Origin of the sequence: Wolbachia endosymbiont of Nilaparvata lugens (assembly GCF_007115045.1) — a bacterium.
In the GTDB taxonomy this organism is placed as follows: domain Bacteria; phylum Pseudomonadota; class Alphaproteobacteria; order Rickettsiales; family Anaplasmataceae; genus Wolbachia.
The window spans coordinates 866051-884788 of record NZ_MUIY01000001.1 but is presented as its reverse complement, the minus strand read 5'-3'; the positions used below and the strand labels follow the sequence as shown (position 1 = coordinate 884788).

The window sequence follows — 18738 nt, the reverse complement described above, 5'->3', positions numbered from 1 at the left end:
ATGAATACATGGAGTATTACATTAGATGCATTGTATTATGTACATCATTCAGAAAGCAATCCTGACTTTCTTAAGAATATATCTAGTTTAGTCAGAAATCAAAAGAAAAGCACACTGTTACTCAGCGATCAAAGTTGCTTAGGATTACCGTAAGGTTTCTACAGCAAATTGATTTGGTATAGGTGCATAAAAATCAAATGAATTAGATGTCAAAACCAATCTTCAGAAAAGAGTTTTACGACAAAACAATTCAAATATGATCATTAAAATATAGGGGGCTTTATGTTAAGTAAAGAAAATACAGGGAAACAGATAGCAGGTAATCAATCTAACAGAGAGGGCACACTGCTAACTAATAATCAGCAAATATTACAGCTGCCAGAAGGTTTTACAATAGGAAAAGCAATTGGAGGAGGGGATTGTTTCTTTGATGCGGTTGCACAGACACTTAGACAGCTTAAACCTAATATGGAATTTACTATTAGGTCGTTACGTCAGCTTTGTAGGGAACTAGCTTCAAGTGATCAACAATTAAGAAAGCAAGTTATACAGGATGCTAAAAAGCTTGAGGGTTATGGAGTAATACTTCCGCAGCCTGGTATTAATGATGATGAATTATGGGGTGCTTACTTGGATAGCATAGAATATACTGTTGAAGATATAGAAAAAATGAAGAGCACAAGTCTACCCTTGCATCAAGCATTAACTGGCTTAAAGTATGGAAGTACGTTGCAGGTTCCTATATGGGGCAGGCCTGAGATTGAGGGAAGGATGATTTGTAAAAAGTATAATGTCAAGCTACATGTTATAGAGAGCAATCTATGGTATACTGATGATAAGCAACAAGAGCCTTTTTTGCATCAATTAATAGATGATTCAGGTTTAAGAAATATAGGTGGATATGATAAAGTTGATTATAACGATGGTAGTATCTTGCATATAATAAATCGAGGATATTCTCATTTTGAGCCAGTCTTGAGAAAGAAAGACCAGCAGATATTAACTCATTCTAATCTAACTCAAAGTAAGCCATCTTGTGTTGACATTTCTTGGACGCGGGAAAGCAAAAAAATGGCCAGCGATGTGCCATTGATAAGTGAAATACATAGAAAATTCATTAGCATTATAGAAGATTCTAATCTCACCGAATATAGAAAGCTTGAAAAGCTAAAAGATTTTTTTAGGGTATATAAAAGGTTAGATGTCAATTTTCAAGTTAACCAACATAATGATACACCGTTACATATTGCTGTTTATAGTGGAGAATTGCGAATTATCAAATTTCTACTGAAGGTGGGAGCATGTACTGATATTAAAAATAGAGCGGGAAAGACTTCTATGGATATTGCTGAAGATAATGACAGAGAAGATATTTTTCAGATATTGCAGCCATTTGTTTTTTATAAAGAAGTTTATGTACCAGGAGATGGTAATTGCTTATTTTGGTCTGTTGCTTTAGCTTACTTAACTCCCGTAAAATTTGATGATGATATCTTCTGTGAGAGGTTTAAAAAACTATTTACAAACGATCATGATGTGCATGTAATACAAAGGTTAATTCAACAAGGTAAAGCAGATGTTTATGGAGATAGTACGCTAATAAAGTTGGTAACGAGTGTATTTCGTAGTGAAATTATTGATGCAATGCATTTAAATCAAAAAGTGCTTAAAGCTCAGATTAATATGGAGGATTTTCTTGAGAGTCAAAGTGGAAGTTATTTTATAATTGGTACATTTAAAAAAAATTTTGAATGTAAATTTGGTAATAAAAAAATTAAGCAGTGTAATATTGATACTAATAAACTCCAACCCAACATCTTTGATAAGAGCGCAGTAAAAGAGATTTGCACCGAGCTTAATAAGATAAAAAAATGTGAAATTCAGGAGTTTTTATTTGAAACATACTTAGAATGCATGAAAATGCCTGGAACTTGGGGTGGAAAACATGAAATAAATGTAATATCTGAGCTACTAGAGGCTGCGATAATAGTGTCTCAAAAAGATTTGAAAGATTATGTATTATACAATCAAGAGAAAAAATATTGTAATAAAATATACTTGTCCTATGAGGGATGGCAACATTATCAATTTTATCAAGTAAAGCATTCAAATTTAATAAAGTTTGTTCTAAGTTTTGTACAGTCATTTGAAATGAAGCTTACTATATATGATGTACTTGCAAGTACGCTAAGACAGGAAAATAGAGTGTTTTTTGATGGAATAGACACTAATAATTTTGTACTAAGCATCTTTGGATTTTCAGCGCATGCAGGTAGTAGAATAATGCCTGATGAGAGAGCATCTTTACAAATAGGTCATGTAATAAAAGCGACAAAGAGTTTTATTAGTTTATCAGACTTAATAGAAACATTTAATCAATACAAACTAGGCTTTAGAAAAGTATTAGTAGATGCTGGATGCGATATTTTTCAAAGTTTGGAAATGCAGTTTGAGAAAATTGGTTTTAATTATGTTTCAAAGGTAGTAGACGATATCACAGATAAGATCATTGAATATTATGTTCAAAAAGAACATACGAGAGATTTGAACCATATATGGGTAGCTGAAGCTCTTGTTTTGAATAAATATTTGCAAGAAATGTCTGGTGAAATAGTGCAATATGGAGAGAAAAATTATAATCTTAGAGATTTATATGAAAATATTGGAGTTGTAGAAAGACATAAAAGTTCTTTTATCTATTATAGAAAAAATAATAAAGATAGCCAGTATGGTTATCGTCGTTCCCTTATAGGTGAAAAGTCAAAAGAAGTATATGACACAAAATATACTAGAGTACAAACTACAAACTTAGAACTTGAAAGCTACGTGTATTCTATAGATCCGCAAGACTTCAAGGATATTGTGGAAATGGTATTTTATATTGTTAATAAGGAAATTTACATTCCAAATACAAAAAGATTTGAGGGTTTTATAGTAAGAATTAAATCCCATATTGAACAGGAGGTAAGCTTTTTAAACAAGCATATCTTATCTTATTATCAAGAACGCAAACGAAACTTAGATATGCATATGAAATCCTTGGAGTTCAGTAAAGATATAAAGTGGCTAAAAAAGGCTAAAAAAAACAGTGATGTTATATCTTTGATGGAGAAACATTTAAAAACAATACCAAATTCGTTTTATTATCAGAAAGTAAAAGAAGCATTTGTCAGCCATGCTGAAGTAATCTGTCAAGACTATAACAATCTCTTCGAATTACAGTGTAATGATACAGTGGAATTTAGAAACCTCTGGTCTTGTGTAAAGGCATCAAGTGTAAAAACATTGGCGCTTATGTTAAAGAGAATGGATTTTAAGGGTGTGTGTGCTCCAGTAGAAGAATTCACTGGAAGACAGGAACAAATAAATGATATATATGGGAAATTGCAAGAAGGAGCTGTAGTAATAGTAGGTCCATCTGGTATTGGCAAAACTCAATTAGCTAGAAAATTTGTTGAAGAGAATAAGGGAGTTTATCTTAATGTCTATGAGGTAAATACTCAAGATATGTTATCCATAGAAAGTTCTTTTACCTCTTTTGTTCGAGATAAGTTAGCCATTTCTATGAAAGAAGATAAAGAAAGGAAGAAACATCTATTTCTTTTTCAAGGGGCTAAGAAAGAAGACGTGGAGAAGATTTTGGAGATAAGAGGTCAAAGAGGTGGTTTTGATTGCTTATTTACTTCTTCTGATCAGAATTACAGAAATATGGCGGAAGTAGATTTGAATAGTCTCAAAGAAGAACAAGCTAAACAACTTGTCAAAAGAGTTTTAGAGATAGCAGACAAATCGCAAGACGAACAAATAGAAGCACTTGTAAGAAAGTTAAAAAATTTTCCATTAGCTATAAAGCAAGCAGCAGCATGTATTAAAAACAGGAAATTAGGAGAAGAATTTGGAATTTTTGAATATTTAGTACAGTATGAAGATTATGATCTGGTACTTCCAAAAAGCACCTTGCAAAACGAATACGATAGAGTATTGCAAATAACATTGCTAGTTTCTATAAAAGCAATACAAAAAATCGATTCTAGGAAAGAAATTTTTCAAATCTTAGGTACTATGGCTTATCTTGGTCTTGGTCAGATCGATCCAGATTTATTTTATACCTTAGTTAAAGATGAGCATGAGCTATACTTCATACTTGAATTACTGGAACGATATTCCGTAGTTTACATAGAAAAGAAAGATGAATACAAAGTGTACGTTATGCATGAATTGGTAAAAAAAGCAATACGTTTACAGTTTAGTATAGATGAGGAAGAACAAGTGTTAAGCCATACAATAAAATTAGTATTTGGAACCGAGGAAGATCTTTATATAAGAAATGTAGGTCATTTTTTGTCTTTGTTTTATCATAGCCAGGGGTATGAAAGTTTAGTGAAAGAAAGCTGTGATCTTGCATGCACGATTGTGAGCGTCTTCAATATGTTGTGCGAGTATAAAAAAGCTTTCACATTTGGATCAGAAGCATTAAAAGTACTTATTACAGTAGATGAAGAGACAGTAATAGCTAGATATGAAATAGCTCGTACAATGATTGCCTTAGGGGAATATGATTTAGCATTAAAAATACTTTGGGATTTAAAAAAACGAGACGACTTAAGTGATGTTTTTTCTCTCCTAAGTTTGGATAAAGAAATAATTCTTATTTACTTCAAACAGAAACGTTATGAAGACGTATTCTCTTATATGAGAAGTGATCATTTTCTACTCACAAAATTGCCTGACGAGAAAAATCGATGCTACCTGGATAACTATTTAAGTATAGCAAATACTATAACTAAAATATTTGTAATGCAAGGAAGATATTGTGATGCATTTACAATATTATACTATGGAAGAGAATTAAGGGATGAAATTTTTCTTAAAAGAAATGATTTTGACCCCTATGGTAATCTTTATCTTTATCCTTCTAATATGCATGAATTTTATAATTTAGAAGCAAGATATATCTATGCCTTAGCATCTTTCTTTATAAGTCAAGATAAGAAAAAAGTAACTATAAATGAAGAATTGTTACCACATAAAGAAGATTTACCTCGCGCATTTAGTGTACAAGCTTTGTTTAAGCAATTGCAAGATATTCTCAAAAATCAAGAAAGTAGTAAGTACTTACAACCAGCTCCTTATTCTGTTAAAAGTAATATAGGGGAAGAACTTCAAAAACAAGCAAGAGAGAAAGCATTGCAAAGTTTTGAAAGAGTGCTGCAGCTACAGAAAGGCTATGGATTTTTAGAGAGCCACCCTAAAGTACTATCTGTTAAGTTTTACATAGCCCTTTTACATAGCTACTTAGGAGATAGAGAAAAAGCATTACAGGAGCTTCGACAAGTGCAAGAAGCACAGGAGGAAGTTATAGGGATGAATCATCCTGATACTTTAGAGACTGTAGATGCTATACAAAAGTTGTTTACTAGAGATGAAGATAGATTGACATACTTAAGAAATGGGATAGAAAAAAGAGAGTCACTCTTAGAATTTGAGAAATCTGATTTAAATGCTCAGGGTATTTCAATCTTAAAAAGGCTTTATGTAGAGAAAGATAACAAAGATTCTCCTCCAGTCCATGCTTCATCAAGTGAAGAGTTACTGCTAGGAAATAAAAGGTTCCTAGGCACAGAGAGTACACAAACTAAAAGGAGAAAAATAGATAATCAGCAGCAAGTAAGTAGTTATTTAGATAGTGTCAGCGTTGACTTTAGCCATCAGCAAGATGCTGTAGTCAATTTATAGTATACTGACCTTACAAAAAAAACTCCTTTCTCTCTACTTTTTTTGGGTAAGGTCACTAGTAGGATTATTATAAAAAAGTTTGAACGTATTGAGTATTGGTATTTATGAATTAGAAAGTGTAGTCACTTAAGTTGATAAATTGACTAGGTAGGCCATGTTGTATACAAGTGCTTTCAGGCGTTTTGCCTAGCCATTTAGTTTTTAGAGGTTGTATATGTATGATAATAACGCAGTTAATTACTATATTGAAGTATTCAAAGCAGCTGCTTCTGATGGTCAGGTTGATAAATTAAATAATCTGTGGGAAGAAGTAGAAATTAGAAATATGGAACATGAAGTATTGGAAGCAGATGGCTATAGAGCGTTTATATTGGCTGTTTCCAGTGGTCATACCAGTGTACTAGATAGCCTGTGGAAAAAAGCAAAGTCATTAAATTTGCAACGTGAAATGTTAGAAGTAGATAACTATGAAGCATTCAGAATTGTTGCTAAAAATAGTAAAATAGATGCATTAGACAATCTGTGGGAAAAAGCAAGTTCTTTAGGTTTGCAAGGTACAATGTTACAAAGTTTTTCCTATGAAGTGTTCGGAATTGCCGCTGAGAATGGTAGGATAGATGTCTTAGATAATCTGTGGGAAAAAGCAAAATCATTAGATTTGCAACGTGAAATGTTAGAAGCAAATGGTTATAGAGCATTTATATTGGCTGCTGAAAATGGTCATACTAATATACTAGATAACCTGTGGGAAGAAGCAAAGTCATTAAATTTGCAACGTGAAATGTTAGAAGCAAATGGTTATAGAGCATTTATATTGGCTGCTTCCAGTGGTCATATCAGTGTACTAGATAACTTGTGGGAGAAAGCAAGATTACCAGATGTACAACAAAAAATGTTAGAAGCAAATAGGTATAGAGCGTTTGTATTAGCCGCTTCTAATGGTTATATGGATGCCTTAGATAATCTATGGGAGAAAGCAAAATTACCAGATGTACAACGTGAAATGTTGGAAGTAGGTAACTATGAAGCATTTAGAGTTGCTGTTGAAAGTGCTAGAGATGGTATATTAGATAATCTATGGAAAAAAGCAAAGTCTTTAGGTATGAAACAACAATTAATGCTAGAGATTAGTAATTATGAAGGGTTTGTAAGAGCTATTAGAGATGGTAATGCTAGCATATTAGATAGTCTATGGAAGAAAGCAGAGTCTTTAGGTGTGGAACAACAATTAATATTAGAAAAAGATGACTATGCAGTGTTTATGTTAGCTGCTTCCAATGATCATACCAATATATTAGATAATCTGTGGGAAAAAGCATGGTCTTTAGGTTTGCTAAGGAAAATATTAGAAGCTGATGGTTATGGAGCATTTAGAGTTGCTGCTTCTAATGGTTATACCAGTACATTAGATAATTTATGGGAAAACGCAGGGCTTTTAGGTTTGCAAAGGGAAATGTTAGAAGCTGACAGTTATAGAGTGTTCACATTAGCTGCTTCTAATGGTTATACCAGTACATTAGATAATTTATGGGAAAACGCAGGGCTTTTAGGTTTGCAAAGGGAAATGTTAGAAGCTGACAGTTATAGAGTGTTCACATTAGCTGCTTCTAATGGTTATACGGATACATTAGATAATCTGTGGGAAAAAGCATGGTCTTTAGGTTTGCAAAGGGAAATGTTAGAAGCTGACAGTTATAGAGTGTTCACATTAGCTGCTTCTAATGGTTATACGGATACATTAGATAATCTGTGGGAAAAAGCAAAGTCGTTAAGTGGAAGAAGACAACGTGAAATGTTAGAAGCTGATGATTATGGAGCGTTTAGAGTTGCTGCTTCTAATGGTCATACCAGTACATTAGATAATCTATGGGAAAAGGCAAAATCGTTAAGCGGAAGAAGACAACGTAAAATGTTAGAAGCTGATAATTATGAAGCATTTAGAGTTGCTGCTGAAAATGGTCATACTAGTACATTAGATAGTCTGTGGGAAAAGGCAAAATCGTTAAGTGAGAGAAGACAACGTGAAATGTTAGAAGTAGGTAATTATGAAGCGTTCAGAGCTGCTGCTTCCAGTGGTCATACCAGTACATTAGATAGTCTATGGAAGAAAGCGGATTCCTTAGATTTAGGTAAAATGTTACAAGGTTTTTACTATGAGATATTTATAATTGCTGCTAAAAATGGAAAGACAAATGTATTAGATACCCTATGGGAAAAAGCGGATTCTTTAAGTTCACAAGGTACAATGTTACAAAGTTTTCTCTATGAAGCGTTTAGAGTTGCTGCTGAGAATGGTAGGATAAATGTCTTAGATAATCTATGGGAAAAAGCGAAATCGTTAAACTTGCAATACGCAATGTTAGAATCTGGTAGCTATGAAGTATTTGTACTGGCTGCTAGAAGCAACAATCCTGACACTTTAGATAATCTATGGGAAAAAGCAAAACCAAGTTCGCAACCCAAGCTTTTACAAGCTTATGGTTATGGGGCCTTCAGAGCTGCTGCTTCTAATGGTTATGGTAGTACACTAGATAATCTATGGGAAAAAGCAAAATCGCTAGGCTTACAATATAAAATGTTAGAAGTTGGTAGCTATGAAGCGTTCAGATCTGCTGCTTTTAGTGGTTATGATGATGTAATAAATAATTTGTGGGAAAAAGCAGAATCGTTAAATTTACAACACACAATGTTAGAATCTGGTAGCTATGAAGCGTTCAGAGCTGCTGCTTCTAATGGTCATGATAGTGTAATAGATAATTTGTGGGAAAAAGCAGAATCGTTAAATTTACAACACACAATGTTAAAATCTGGTAGCTATGAAGCATTCAGAGCTGCTGCTTTTAATGGTCATGATAGTACACTAGATAATCTGTGGGAAAAAGCATGGTCTTTAGGTTTGCAAAGGGAAATGTTAGAAGCTGACAGTTATAGAGTGTTCACATTAGCTGCTTCTAATGGTTATACGGATACATTAGATAATCTGTGGGAAAAAGCAAAGTCGTTAAGCGGAAGAAGACAACGTGAAATGTTAGAAGCTGATGATTATGGAGCGTTTAGAGTTGCTGCTTCTAATGGTCATACCAGTACATTAGATAATCTATGGGAAAAGGCAAAATCGTTAAGCGGAAGAAGACAACGTAAAATGTTAGAAGCTGATAATTATGAAGCATTTAGAGTTGCTGCTGAAAATGGTCATACTAGTACATTAGATAGTCTGTGGGAAAAGGCAAAATCGTTAAGTGAGAGAAGACAACGTGAAATGTTAGAAGCTGATGATTATGGAGCATTTAGAGTTGCTGCTGAAAATGGTCATACCAGTACATTAGATAATCTGTGGGAAAAAGCAGAGTCTTTAGGTATGAAACAACAGTTAATGTTGGAGATCAGTAATTATGAAGAGTTCATAACAGCTGCTAGAGATGGTGATACTAGTACATTAGATAACCTGTGGGAAAAAGCAGAGTTTTTAGGTGTGAAACAACAGTTAATATTAGAAAAAGATAACTATGCAGTATTCATGTTAGCTGCTTTTAATGGTCATACCAGTACATTAGATAATCTATGGAAAAAAGCAGAGTTACCAGAAATACAACAAGAAATGTTAAGAACTGATAGTTATAGAGCGTTTATATTAGCTGCTTCCAGTGGTCATACCGGTACATTAGATAATCTGTGGAAAAAAGCAGAGTCACCAGAAATACAACAAGAAATGTTAAAAGCTGATAGCTATAGAGCGTTTATATTAGCTGCTTCCAGTGGCCATACCAGTACATTAGATAATCTATGGGAAAAAGCAGAGTCACCCAAAATACAACAAGAAATGTTAAGAGCTGATAGTTATAGAGCATTTACATTAGCTGCTTTTGGTGATCATATTGATACATTAGATAATCTATGGAGAAAAGCAAAGTTACCAGATATACAAGGTGCAATGTTGGCAATTGGTAGCTATGAAGCGTTCAGAGCTGCTGCTTCTAATGGTCATGATAGTGCATTAGATAATCTATGGGAAAAAGCAAAACCGCTAGGCTTGCAGAGTAAAATGTTGGAAGCTGATAACTATAGAGCAGCTAAATCTGCTGCTGAAAATGGTTATACCGAAACCTTAAACAGTCTGCTAAAAAAGGCAGAGTCTTTAGGTGTGAAACAACAGTTAATGTTGAACGTCATTGATTATCAAGAGTTTATAAGGGCTGCTGAAGATGGTCATGCCAATGTATTAGATAATCTATGGAAAAAAGCTGGGTCTTTCGATTTGCAAAGAGAAATGTTAAAAGCTCAGAAATACGTTGTATTTAGAGGAGCTGCTTATAATGGTCATAGTAAAATACTAGATAACCTATGGGAAAAAGCTGGATTATTAGGTTTACAACGGGAAATGTTAGAGGTAGGCAATTATTATGTATTTGAAATTGCTGCTAGGTGGGGGAAGAATAATATATTAGACAACCTATGGGAAAAAGCACATTTTTTAGATTTACAGCATGTAATGTTAGAAGCTAATAACTATGGGGCAGCTAAATCTGCTGCTGAAAATGGTTATACCGAAACCTTAAACAATCTGCTAAAAAAAGCAGAGTCTTTAGGTATGAAACAACAGTTAACGTTGGAGATCAGTAATTATGAAGGATTTGTAAGAGCTGCTAGAGATGATGATACTAGTACATTAGATAATTTGTGGGAAAAAGCAGAGTCTTTAGGTGTGGAACAACAACTAATATTAGAAAAAGATGACTATGCAGTGTTCGTATTAGCTGCTTTTGGTGGTCATACCGATACATTAGATAGTCTGTGGGAAAAAGCAAAATCATTAAGTTTACAACGTAAAATGTTAGAAGTAGATAGCTATAAAGCGTTTGCATTAGCTGCTTCTAATGGTCATGTTTATGCATTAGATAATTTATGGAAAAAAGCTGGATCTTTAGGCTTGCAACGGGAAATGTTAAAAGCAAATAGCTATAGAGCATTTATATTGGCCGCTTCCAGTGGTCATACCAATACATTAGATAGTTTGTGGGAGAAAGCAAAGTTACCAGATATACAACAAGAAATGTTAAGAGCTGATAGTTATAGAGCACTTATATTAGCTGCTTTTGGTGGTCGTATTGATACATTAGATAATCTATGGAGAAAAGCAAAGTTACCAGATATACAAGGTGCAATGTTGGCAATTGGTAACTATGAAGCATTCAGGGCTGCTGCTTCTAATGGTCATAATAGTACATTAGATAATCTATGGGAAAAAGCAAAATCATTAGGTTTGCAACAAAAAATGTTAAAAGTAGGTGATTATTATGCGTTTAAAACTGCTGCTAAAAATGGTCATAATGATATATTAGATAACCTATGGGAAAAAGCAAGATCGTTACGTTTACAGTATGAAATGTTGAAAGCTAATAGTTATGAAGTCTTTAGAGAAGCTGCTAGAAATAATAAGATTGCTACATTAGCTAACTCACATTTTATGTTAGAAATCACTGATCAGGAATGGAAGGAATGTCTTAAAGCTATAGCAAGTTTTGGTGACAAGGGAGTATTTGATTCTGTATGGCAAAACCTTGTTTCCTCACTTAGATTTGACACAAGACAAGAGATTAACGAACTTCATAGAGAACTAAAACAAGGATTTTTAGAAATAAGAGAGCTAAAAACAGGACCATTTTCTAGATATGAGCTGCAGTTTACTAGATCAAAGCGAACAATTTCCAATGAAGAAAAAATGTCTTATAACTTACAACATAAAGAAATTACAAATAGTGCTACAAAATCAGGATCTTCTATGGAAGGTTTGCTTAATCTACTGAAAGCTTTTGTAAGTGTATCTTGTGGGCCTCAACGTGCTTTATCTGGTATTGTTTATCAATTTATCTCTCCTCTCTTGAGAGCTATGTCAACTGAAAGATTGGTGAATTTAACAGGGCAAGCTATTACATCAGTGCAAACTAATATATCACAACATAATAAGATAACAAGAAATAGTAGTTCTAGTAGTTTTCTAAGTGCTGAAAATATATCGGTTGTTGTTTGCGTTGCTGAAGCTTTAGGTAACACTTCAAGCAAACGTTATCAAGGTTTAAAGAGCCAAGGTGTAAATTTTGTTCCAAGTATTCAAACTGCAGTTAACTTTGCTCGTAAAGAGTTTGACTCATTTGTAGAAGATAAAATAAAGAACCTTGACTCAAAAGAGAAGGCTAGAATACGTACTGAAATTAAAAATGCATACCCAGAAATAATAGAAAGTTTTAGAAGAGGAGTTGAGTTTAGTGGTAATATTGGATTAGATGACGCTTTGAAAAAGTGTAAGAAATGTTTTTGTACAAATATACTTTCAAACAATGTGAATCCGTCAGAAAGTCAAATGCTAGAGAAAATAGACAATAAACCTGAAACTTGTTTAAATGATCCAATAATTTATAACCAGCTGCAGAGATTACCAGGGCGTTAGTTGAGTTGTTCAATTTCATCATCTGTAAGACCAGTTGTTTGAGAAATAATATCAATGGAAATGACAGCTTTAAGTAAACTTTTTGCAACTTCAATTTTACCTTTTTTTGATGGCCGATGAGGATGCCTTCTTGTCTACCTTCTTGTTTAGCATCATCGAGTTTTTGTTCCAAGATAGCAGCTTCTTTCTGTAAATCCATTACCCTTTCTTCATAAGCTACAAGATCTTTCTCATTCCAATGAAACTTGTCTAATTCATCATATGCTAGCTTTATTATTGGAGATTTTTCTGCTATTTTTCTCAAATCTTCATCAGTTGTTTCTTCTGCATACTTGAAGAAAAAGGACCATCTCTCAACAGTAGTTTCCAACTGCTCTACTTTACTTTTTGTAAATTTAGGTAGTTCAATGAAGACAAATTGAAAATCTTTTAAATAATGTCCGTTAGTCTTTATATCGCGTATATTATGAGTGGAAATATAAAAAACATCTGAAGGAAAAAGAGTACTATTGGAAATAGCAATAAAGAACACTGTCTTAAAATCAATGTAATTGCCAGACTGTCTTGAGTAGGCTTTAGCAGCATAAAGTTGGGCACGTTTCTCAAAGCCTTTATCACGAGCGAGCTGCATTTCCGCAATATACCTATTTCCGAGAGAATCCTTACAGAGGACATCAACGATACTTTGTTTATCAGAAGCAATCTCAGGGTTCATAATAGTGCTGAGAAACTCAAGTTGCCCATACTTTATTTGGCCGATCAGTAGTAAAGTTTTGGTCCAGTATATTAGGAGTTATAACTCTATTATCAGTCTGCTGTTTTCTGCTTTTGAATCTTCGCCTCAGTCTAGCTTGAATACCATTTTTTTCATGATATCCTGCACTGTTTTGATATTGTAATTTTTGCCTAAAGCATTTAGTTCAGCATGAATTTTAGGTGCCCCATATCTACAATTAGATGCTTGGTATATTTTTTGAACGTCTGCTAGAAGTTGCTCCCTCATTAATTCTTTGCTGCTTTTCTTCTTGCTAGTCCATTTGTAGTAACTGCTAGCAGACACTTTCAAAATCCTGCATAACTCCTGTACTTTATAGTAGTTTCTATGCTTTTTGATAAATAAATATTTTACTCTTTGTAACTGGCAAAATATCCCAGGGCTTTTTTTAAAATGTCTCTTTCTCTAGTAACTTTTGTTAGTTCTTTCTTTAATTCAAACTTTTCTTTATCACATGGTGCCAATTTTCCCTTGCCAGGAAATGCTTCTGCTAGTGATCCTTTTTCGTTATATTTTTTTATCCAGTCACTTAGCGTACTGTTATCTATTCCTAAATCTTTAGCTATTTTGCTTGCTGACTGCCCCGTTTCCTTTACCAATTTTATTGCCTCTAATTTAAATTCCACTGTGTACTTTTTTCTGTTGTTTACCATAATAAGCCCTCGTAATCATATTTTATTTTACTTCAAAAATGGCTTAACTTCTTCTCTACTTTTTCTGGGTAAGGTCACATTCTTATTGTAATAACCTCTATGAATCACACACTTTATGATACTGAAGGAACTACTTTTTTGGTAGAAGGCAAAGCAGCAAGGAGCGAGCCAAAAGCGATAAGAAAGGATCCTAGCCAGATTATAGACATTCCAGGTTTATAGTGCACTTTAGCTGCGATTTTACTCTTACTCTTATCAATCTCTCCAATTACAACATAAATATCAGAAAATAAATTGTGGTAGATACTGCTTTCAACATTTTTCTGACCTTCCGCAAGGTAAAATCTATATTCAGGAGTTACTTCACCTAATATCTTATTATTCAGCAAATTCCTGATATCCATTGTACCCCTCACTGCATGGAAATTTTTTTCTTTTATTAGCTCAATATTTCGTAAAGTAACTTTAAATTTATTGACTGTTATGCTGTCTCCTATTCCCAAGTAGTTTTCTTTTTTCTCCTGCCAACCAACGGAATAAGATATACCAAGCACTAGAATTGCCACTCCAGCATGAGCAAGCATCATTCCATAGTAGGACTTAGAAACTCTTCTTGCTAATAAAATTGATTCACCAAATGCTACCTTAAATAAACAAATTCTTTTACTATATGCTTCTAAAACAAAGATTAATAATGCTATGGAGATGGTAATTGATAGCACAATCATTAGCTCCATGTGAAAGATAAACGGCAAAATAGCTGCAGCACTACAAAATGAAAATCTATATTCACGGAATATTGGCAATAGACTATTTCCCTGCCAACTGCAGTATTGCCCTATCATGGTGAGTACTAGAATAGCTAGTGCAATAGAGTTAAATAAAGAATTGTAATATGGTGCTCCAACTGAAATTAATTCACCGGTTAAATACTCAAGCACTGTAGGGTATAAAGTGCCAACGAACACGATGAAAAAGGCAGTGATGAATAATAAATTGTTCATCAGCATCATCGTAAGGCGTGAAAAGAATCTTCTACCTTCTGTCACTTGAGTAGCAGATTTCTTTTCAGATTCCAATATCGAATACTGGAAAGATGTGTGATTCTTTCTCGTAAACACTACAAATATTACTAAGCTACTGACTGTAATTACACCAAGTAGAGCTAATATATACAGTCCATATCTTGGGTCATCTGCAAACGTGTGCACTGAGGTAAGTATTCCTGAGCGGACTAGAAATGTTCCAGTCACACTCAATATAAAAGTTGTAAGCGTAAGTAAAATAGCGAAATTCCTTAAAGTATTGAAATTTCGTACAACGAGCAACAAATGTGTCAGCGCCACTGCAATTAGCCAAGGCATCAAAGAAACGTTTTCCACTGGATCCCAGAACCAAAATCCACCCCAACCGAGTTCACGATATGCCCACCAGCTACCCAAGCTGATGCCCAAAGTGAGCAGCGACCAAGAAATAAGTACCCAAGGCCTGACAATTTTAGCCCAAACATTTCCTTCAGTATTTGAAATTAATCCAGCTATAGAGAGCGAAAAAGGAACGCTAAATCCAAGGTACCCCAAATATAATATCGGTGGATGAATAGCAAGGCCTATATCCTGCAATATCGGATTAAAACCAAGACCATCTGTTTCGATGCCTGGCATTTTAGTGAAGGGATTTGATTCAAGTAAAGTGAAGAGTAAAAAACAAAAGCAAATCAGTCCATGAATGATAAGAGATATTTTTTTTAATTTACTACCATTAGTTCGTTCTGGTGTCATTCCAGCACTTGACACTGGACTCCCGATACAATGTTGAACACTTTTTTTTTGCCTTTNGAATATTACTTCTGCTCCTTCTTTCTCAAACTCTTCAAATAATATCATCTGGTGCGAAGATTTTCTTGATAGGTGAATGAATGTAAATTTTATTAATTTCACCTTCTCCTACTTTATCTCGTAAACCTTCTCGTTTTAAATTCCACCCACTAAAGCCATTGTCCTTAAATTTATTCTCATTCAATAATTTATGTTCATCTGTAGCAATTCTAGAATAAGATCTGATTTGTTAATTAAGTAATATAGTTAGTAATTACATAAATTTGACATATCATTAAAATAGTATTAAACTAGATGCATAAAGCAATTAATTAGGGGGTTTTAATGTTCAGTAATATTATAGAATCTGGTGCTAAATCATTAGCTAAAATATCTAGTAATAAGAAATTTTGTAAACCATCCAATTTCTGTACAGAAAATAAAGACTATCTGTTAGATCTGTCAGTTCTAGAGCTGGTTCAAAAAGGTACAGTATTTCTGCCAAAAAAAATACTACCTAATGATGTTAGTTGGAGTGTTTTCAATTTTACTTATCAAAAAGATCCTTTAATGTTACCAATTTTATTGAGATACTTCACTCACAAAAATTTACTTCAAGAAGCAAAAGATGATTTGAATAGAATAAATCGCAAATTACAAAGTGAAATGAATAATGATCTAAAAAAGCTACGAGACAAGCAAAAGCAATTAGAAAACGAATTAGCTAAATTACTTGATAAAGAAATGAATGCTAAACATGCTAAAGTACTCGCTACAAATAGTAACACAATAGCAAAAATTGCATCTAGAATTGAGGAAATTGAATTATGTAAAGGGAAGATAAAAGAACTATTCAGTAATGAAAAAGCGACAGGTAGCACTTTTTCTGAGGAGGAGAAATATTATTTTATGCTAAGAGATGAGCTTACAAAAATGATGAAAAAAGAACTAAAAGCTTATATAAAGGGTAATAAGGATGATGTTGAAAAAACATATCAGAATCTTAACAGTAAAGCGAAAAAGATTATAATATTGCATCATCTAAAGAAGTGCTCGCGGGTGTGCTTATTAGGCTTTTTTTTATTCTCGATTCTTTTTGTAATGTTTATTATAGTATCATTTCTCACTCCTGTGCTTGTAGAATATACTGCTGTTATCAGCTTTATGCTTTTTAACTTTTGTCTCCCTATATTATTAATGTTACCAATTCTACTGCCAATTGTTATTACGCTACTTATAGTAGTAGGTGTAATTCACTTAGTAAATAGGCATTATGAACAAAGTTTTGTGAAGGAGATGGAAGACTTTATAAAAGGATCAAAATATGTAGATAAAACAACTAATACTGAAAATATAGAAGAACTAAAACAAGAAGAAAAAGAGCAGACGGTGAAAGACTTAATAGATCTTTCTTATAATAATGATGAATATGAAGATCAAATAACACCTTCAGCACCAACATTGGAGGAAATAGCGAAAAGATCGTTCTTGTATCCAAATCTTGAAAGATACTTGCCTTCTTCCCCTAATATAATGGAGTAAAGAAAGTAGATTACAGGGAGGCTTTGTTGCATGGCTACTATAACTAACCAAACAAAGCTTTCCTGAATTAAGTTTTAATGATAGTAAAAGTACATTAAAATAAATTAGAGAGGGAAAATGCAAAAACCATACAGTGAAGACCTGAGAGAAAAAGTATTAAAAGTGTTTGATGCGGGAGAAATGACAATAATAAAAAAAGTTTGTGAAACGTTTAACATTGACGAAAAAACGTTGTATTGGTGGAGGAAAAGGAAAGAAGAGACCGGAAGTGTTAAACCTGCATCTGGGTACCAAAAAGGACATGGTCATAAGACTAAAGACTTAGACAGCTTTAATCAATTATATTTTGCCATTTTATAGATTAAAAAAGGGAGTATTAAATAAAGCATACGCGTCAAGTTAAGGAAATAAAGGTATGAAAGAGATAGAATAATAAGGTATAAGTTCTCCCAGAAATACTTTTAGTGAGAGAACCAATGAATAAAATAACTAGCTTATCAAAAAAGCTCAAAGAATTTTTTAATGAAAAAGCAGACAAAATCTCAATTACAACAAGGTTTATAAAAAGAAAGAGAAAGCTAAAAGGTTCATCGTTCGTAAAAGCCATGGTCTTGGGTAATATAGGGGTTGATAATTGTAGCGTAGAAACAATGTGTCAATTACTAAACGAGGACTCGATAGATATAACAAAACAAGGTTTGGATTTTAGATTTACTGAAGAAGCAGTGGAATTTATGAAAAGGATGTATAATGAATCTGTGGTTCTCTTTAAAAATATCTTGCAAGTTAATTGCAAAATCTTACAGCTATTTAATAGTGTTAAATTATTGGACAGTAGCTATATTACTCTACCTAACAATATGGAAGAGATGTATAAAGGTTATGGTACTAGCTACAGTGGCTATGAAAGCAATACTAAGTCTGGAATAAAGTTACAATTAGTTTTCGACTACATGAATCAGATAATAGACCAACTTAATTTAACGGAGGGAGTAAGATCAGACCAGGGATATAGGAAACATTTAAGTAATATATTAAGTAATGATTTGCTAATATCTGATCTCGGTTCAAGTTCTTTTAAACAAATCAATGAAATAGGAGCTTATTTCATAAGTCGTTATAAATCCGATACCAACATATATGATGTAGAAACAAATCAAAAAATGGAGTTATTAGAATGTTTAGAGGATAAGTTATTTTTAGAAAACGAGGTATTGTTAGGAAAAGAAGCAAAAATTAGAGTAAGAATTATATGTCAGAAACTAACTGAATATAGCCAGAAGAAGGAAAGCTAATAGATTAGCAAGATCGCAGATCCTCTAAAAGAAATCAAAAATTGTTGAACTGGTCAAAACTAATATTCCAGAGGATAAAATTAGTGCTGAGCAAGTATTACAGAGTAAGGTGGCAAATTGAGTTATTATTTAAATTGTATAAAAGGCATATCAGACTTAAAAGGAAAGCCATGCAGAGTATTATGTGAACTATATGCTAAATTGTGCGCAATTCTTATATTTCACGGCATAGTTGGTTGCATAGAAGTGAAAAAGAATACAGAACTTAGCTTAACAAAGGCATTTATTGAGCTAAAAAGGCGGGTTAGAGAGTTATTTTTAGCACTAAAGAATAAAGTTAATAGTTTGAAAATTTTTCTTAAAAAGATTACCATAACTTGGTCTCGATTTTCATTAAAAGACAAGTACAGAAAAACTAGAGTATCTACCTTAACTTCCCTGAATTTACTTACAATCTCTTAACTTGACGCGTATG

4 protein-coding genes and 4 pseudogenes are annotated in these 18738 nt (G+C 33.2%); 5 read left to right on the top strand and 3 right to left on the bottom strand.

Going from position 1 to position 18738, the window contains the following annotated elements; genetic code table 11:
* The first annotated feature begins 282 nt into the window (after nt 1-282).
* Both BWZ41_RS04435 and BWZ41_RS04430 read left to right on the top strand, forming a co-directional pair.
* Nucleotides 283-5736: an ankyrin repeat domain-containing protein gene (locus tag BWZ41_RS04435; protein ID WP_143689375.1), complete on the top strand. Its 5454-nt coding sequence runs from the start codon at nt 283-285 to the stop codon at nt 5734-5736.
* Between the two features lie 214 nt (nt 5737-5950).
* Complete coding sequence (locus BWZ41_RS04430; RefSeq protein ID WP_143689532.1) at nt 5951-12181, top strand: ankyrin repeat domain-containing protein; 6231 nt, start codon at nt 5951-5953, stop codon at nt 12179-12181.
* Here BWZ41_RS04430 and BWZ41_RS04425 read toward each other — a convergent pair.
* The 3 pseudogenes from BWZ41_RS04425 to BWZ41_RS04410 form a co-directional block, all read right to left on the bottom strand.
* A pseudogene (locus BWZ41_RS04425) lies at nt 12178-12917 on the bottom strand (Rpn family recombination-promoting nuclease/putative transposase); the annotation flags it as partial. The gene BWZ41_RS04430 and the pseudogene BWZ41_RS04425 sit on opposite strands and share 4 nt — an antisense overlap.
* Nucleotides 12916-13609 (bottom strand): annotated as a pseudogene (locus BWZ41_RS08695) (IS3 family transposase); the annotation flags it as partial. The pseudogenes BWZ41_RS08695 and BWZ41_RS04425, both read right to left, overlap by 2 nt.
* Before the next feature lie 113 nt (nt 13610-13722).
* A pseudogene (locus BWZ41_RS04410) lies at nt 13723-15446 on the bottom strand (heme lyase CcmF/NrfE family subunit); the annotation flags it as partial.
* Between the two features lie 325 nt (nt 15447-15771).
* On the opposite strand from BWZ41_RS04410, the gene BWZ41_RS04400 reads away from it, so the two are divergent.
* The 3 genes and pseudogenes from BWZ41_RS04400 (at nt 15772) to BWZ41_RS04390 (ending at nt 18725) form a co-directional block, all read left to right on the top strand.
* A complete protein-coding gene (locus BWZ41_RS04400; RefSeq protein ID WP_143689531.1) occupies nt 15772-16968 on the top strand; it encodes a hypothetical protein in 1197 nt (398 codons plus the stop codon).
* A 117-nt stretch (nt 16969-17085) separates the two neighbouring features.
* A complete protein-coding gene (locus BWZ41_RS04395; RefSeq protein WP_143689530.1) occupies nt 17086-17328 on the top strand; it encodes an IS630 transposase-related protein in 243 nt (80 codons plus the stop codon).
* 104 nt (nt 17329-17432) lie between these two features.
* Nucleotides 17433-18725, top strand: a pseudogene (locus BWZ41_RS04390) (IS4 family transposase).
* Nucleotides 18726-18738 lie beyond the last annotated feature (13 nt).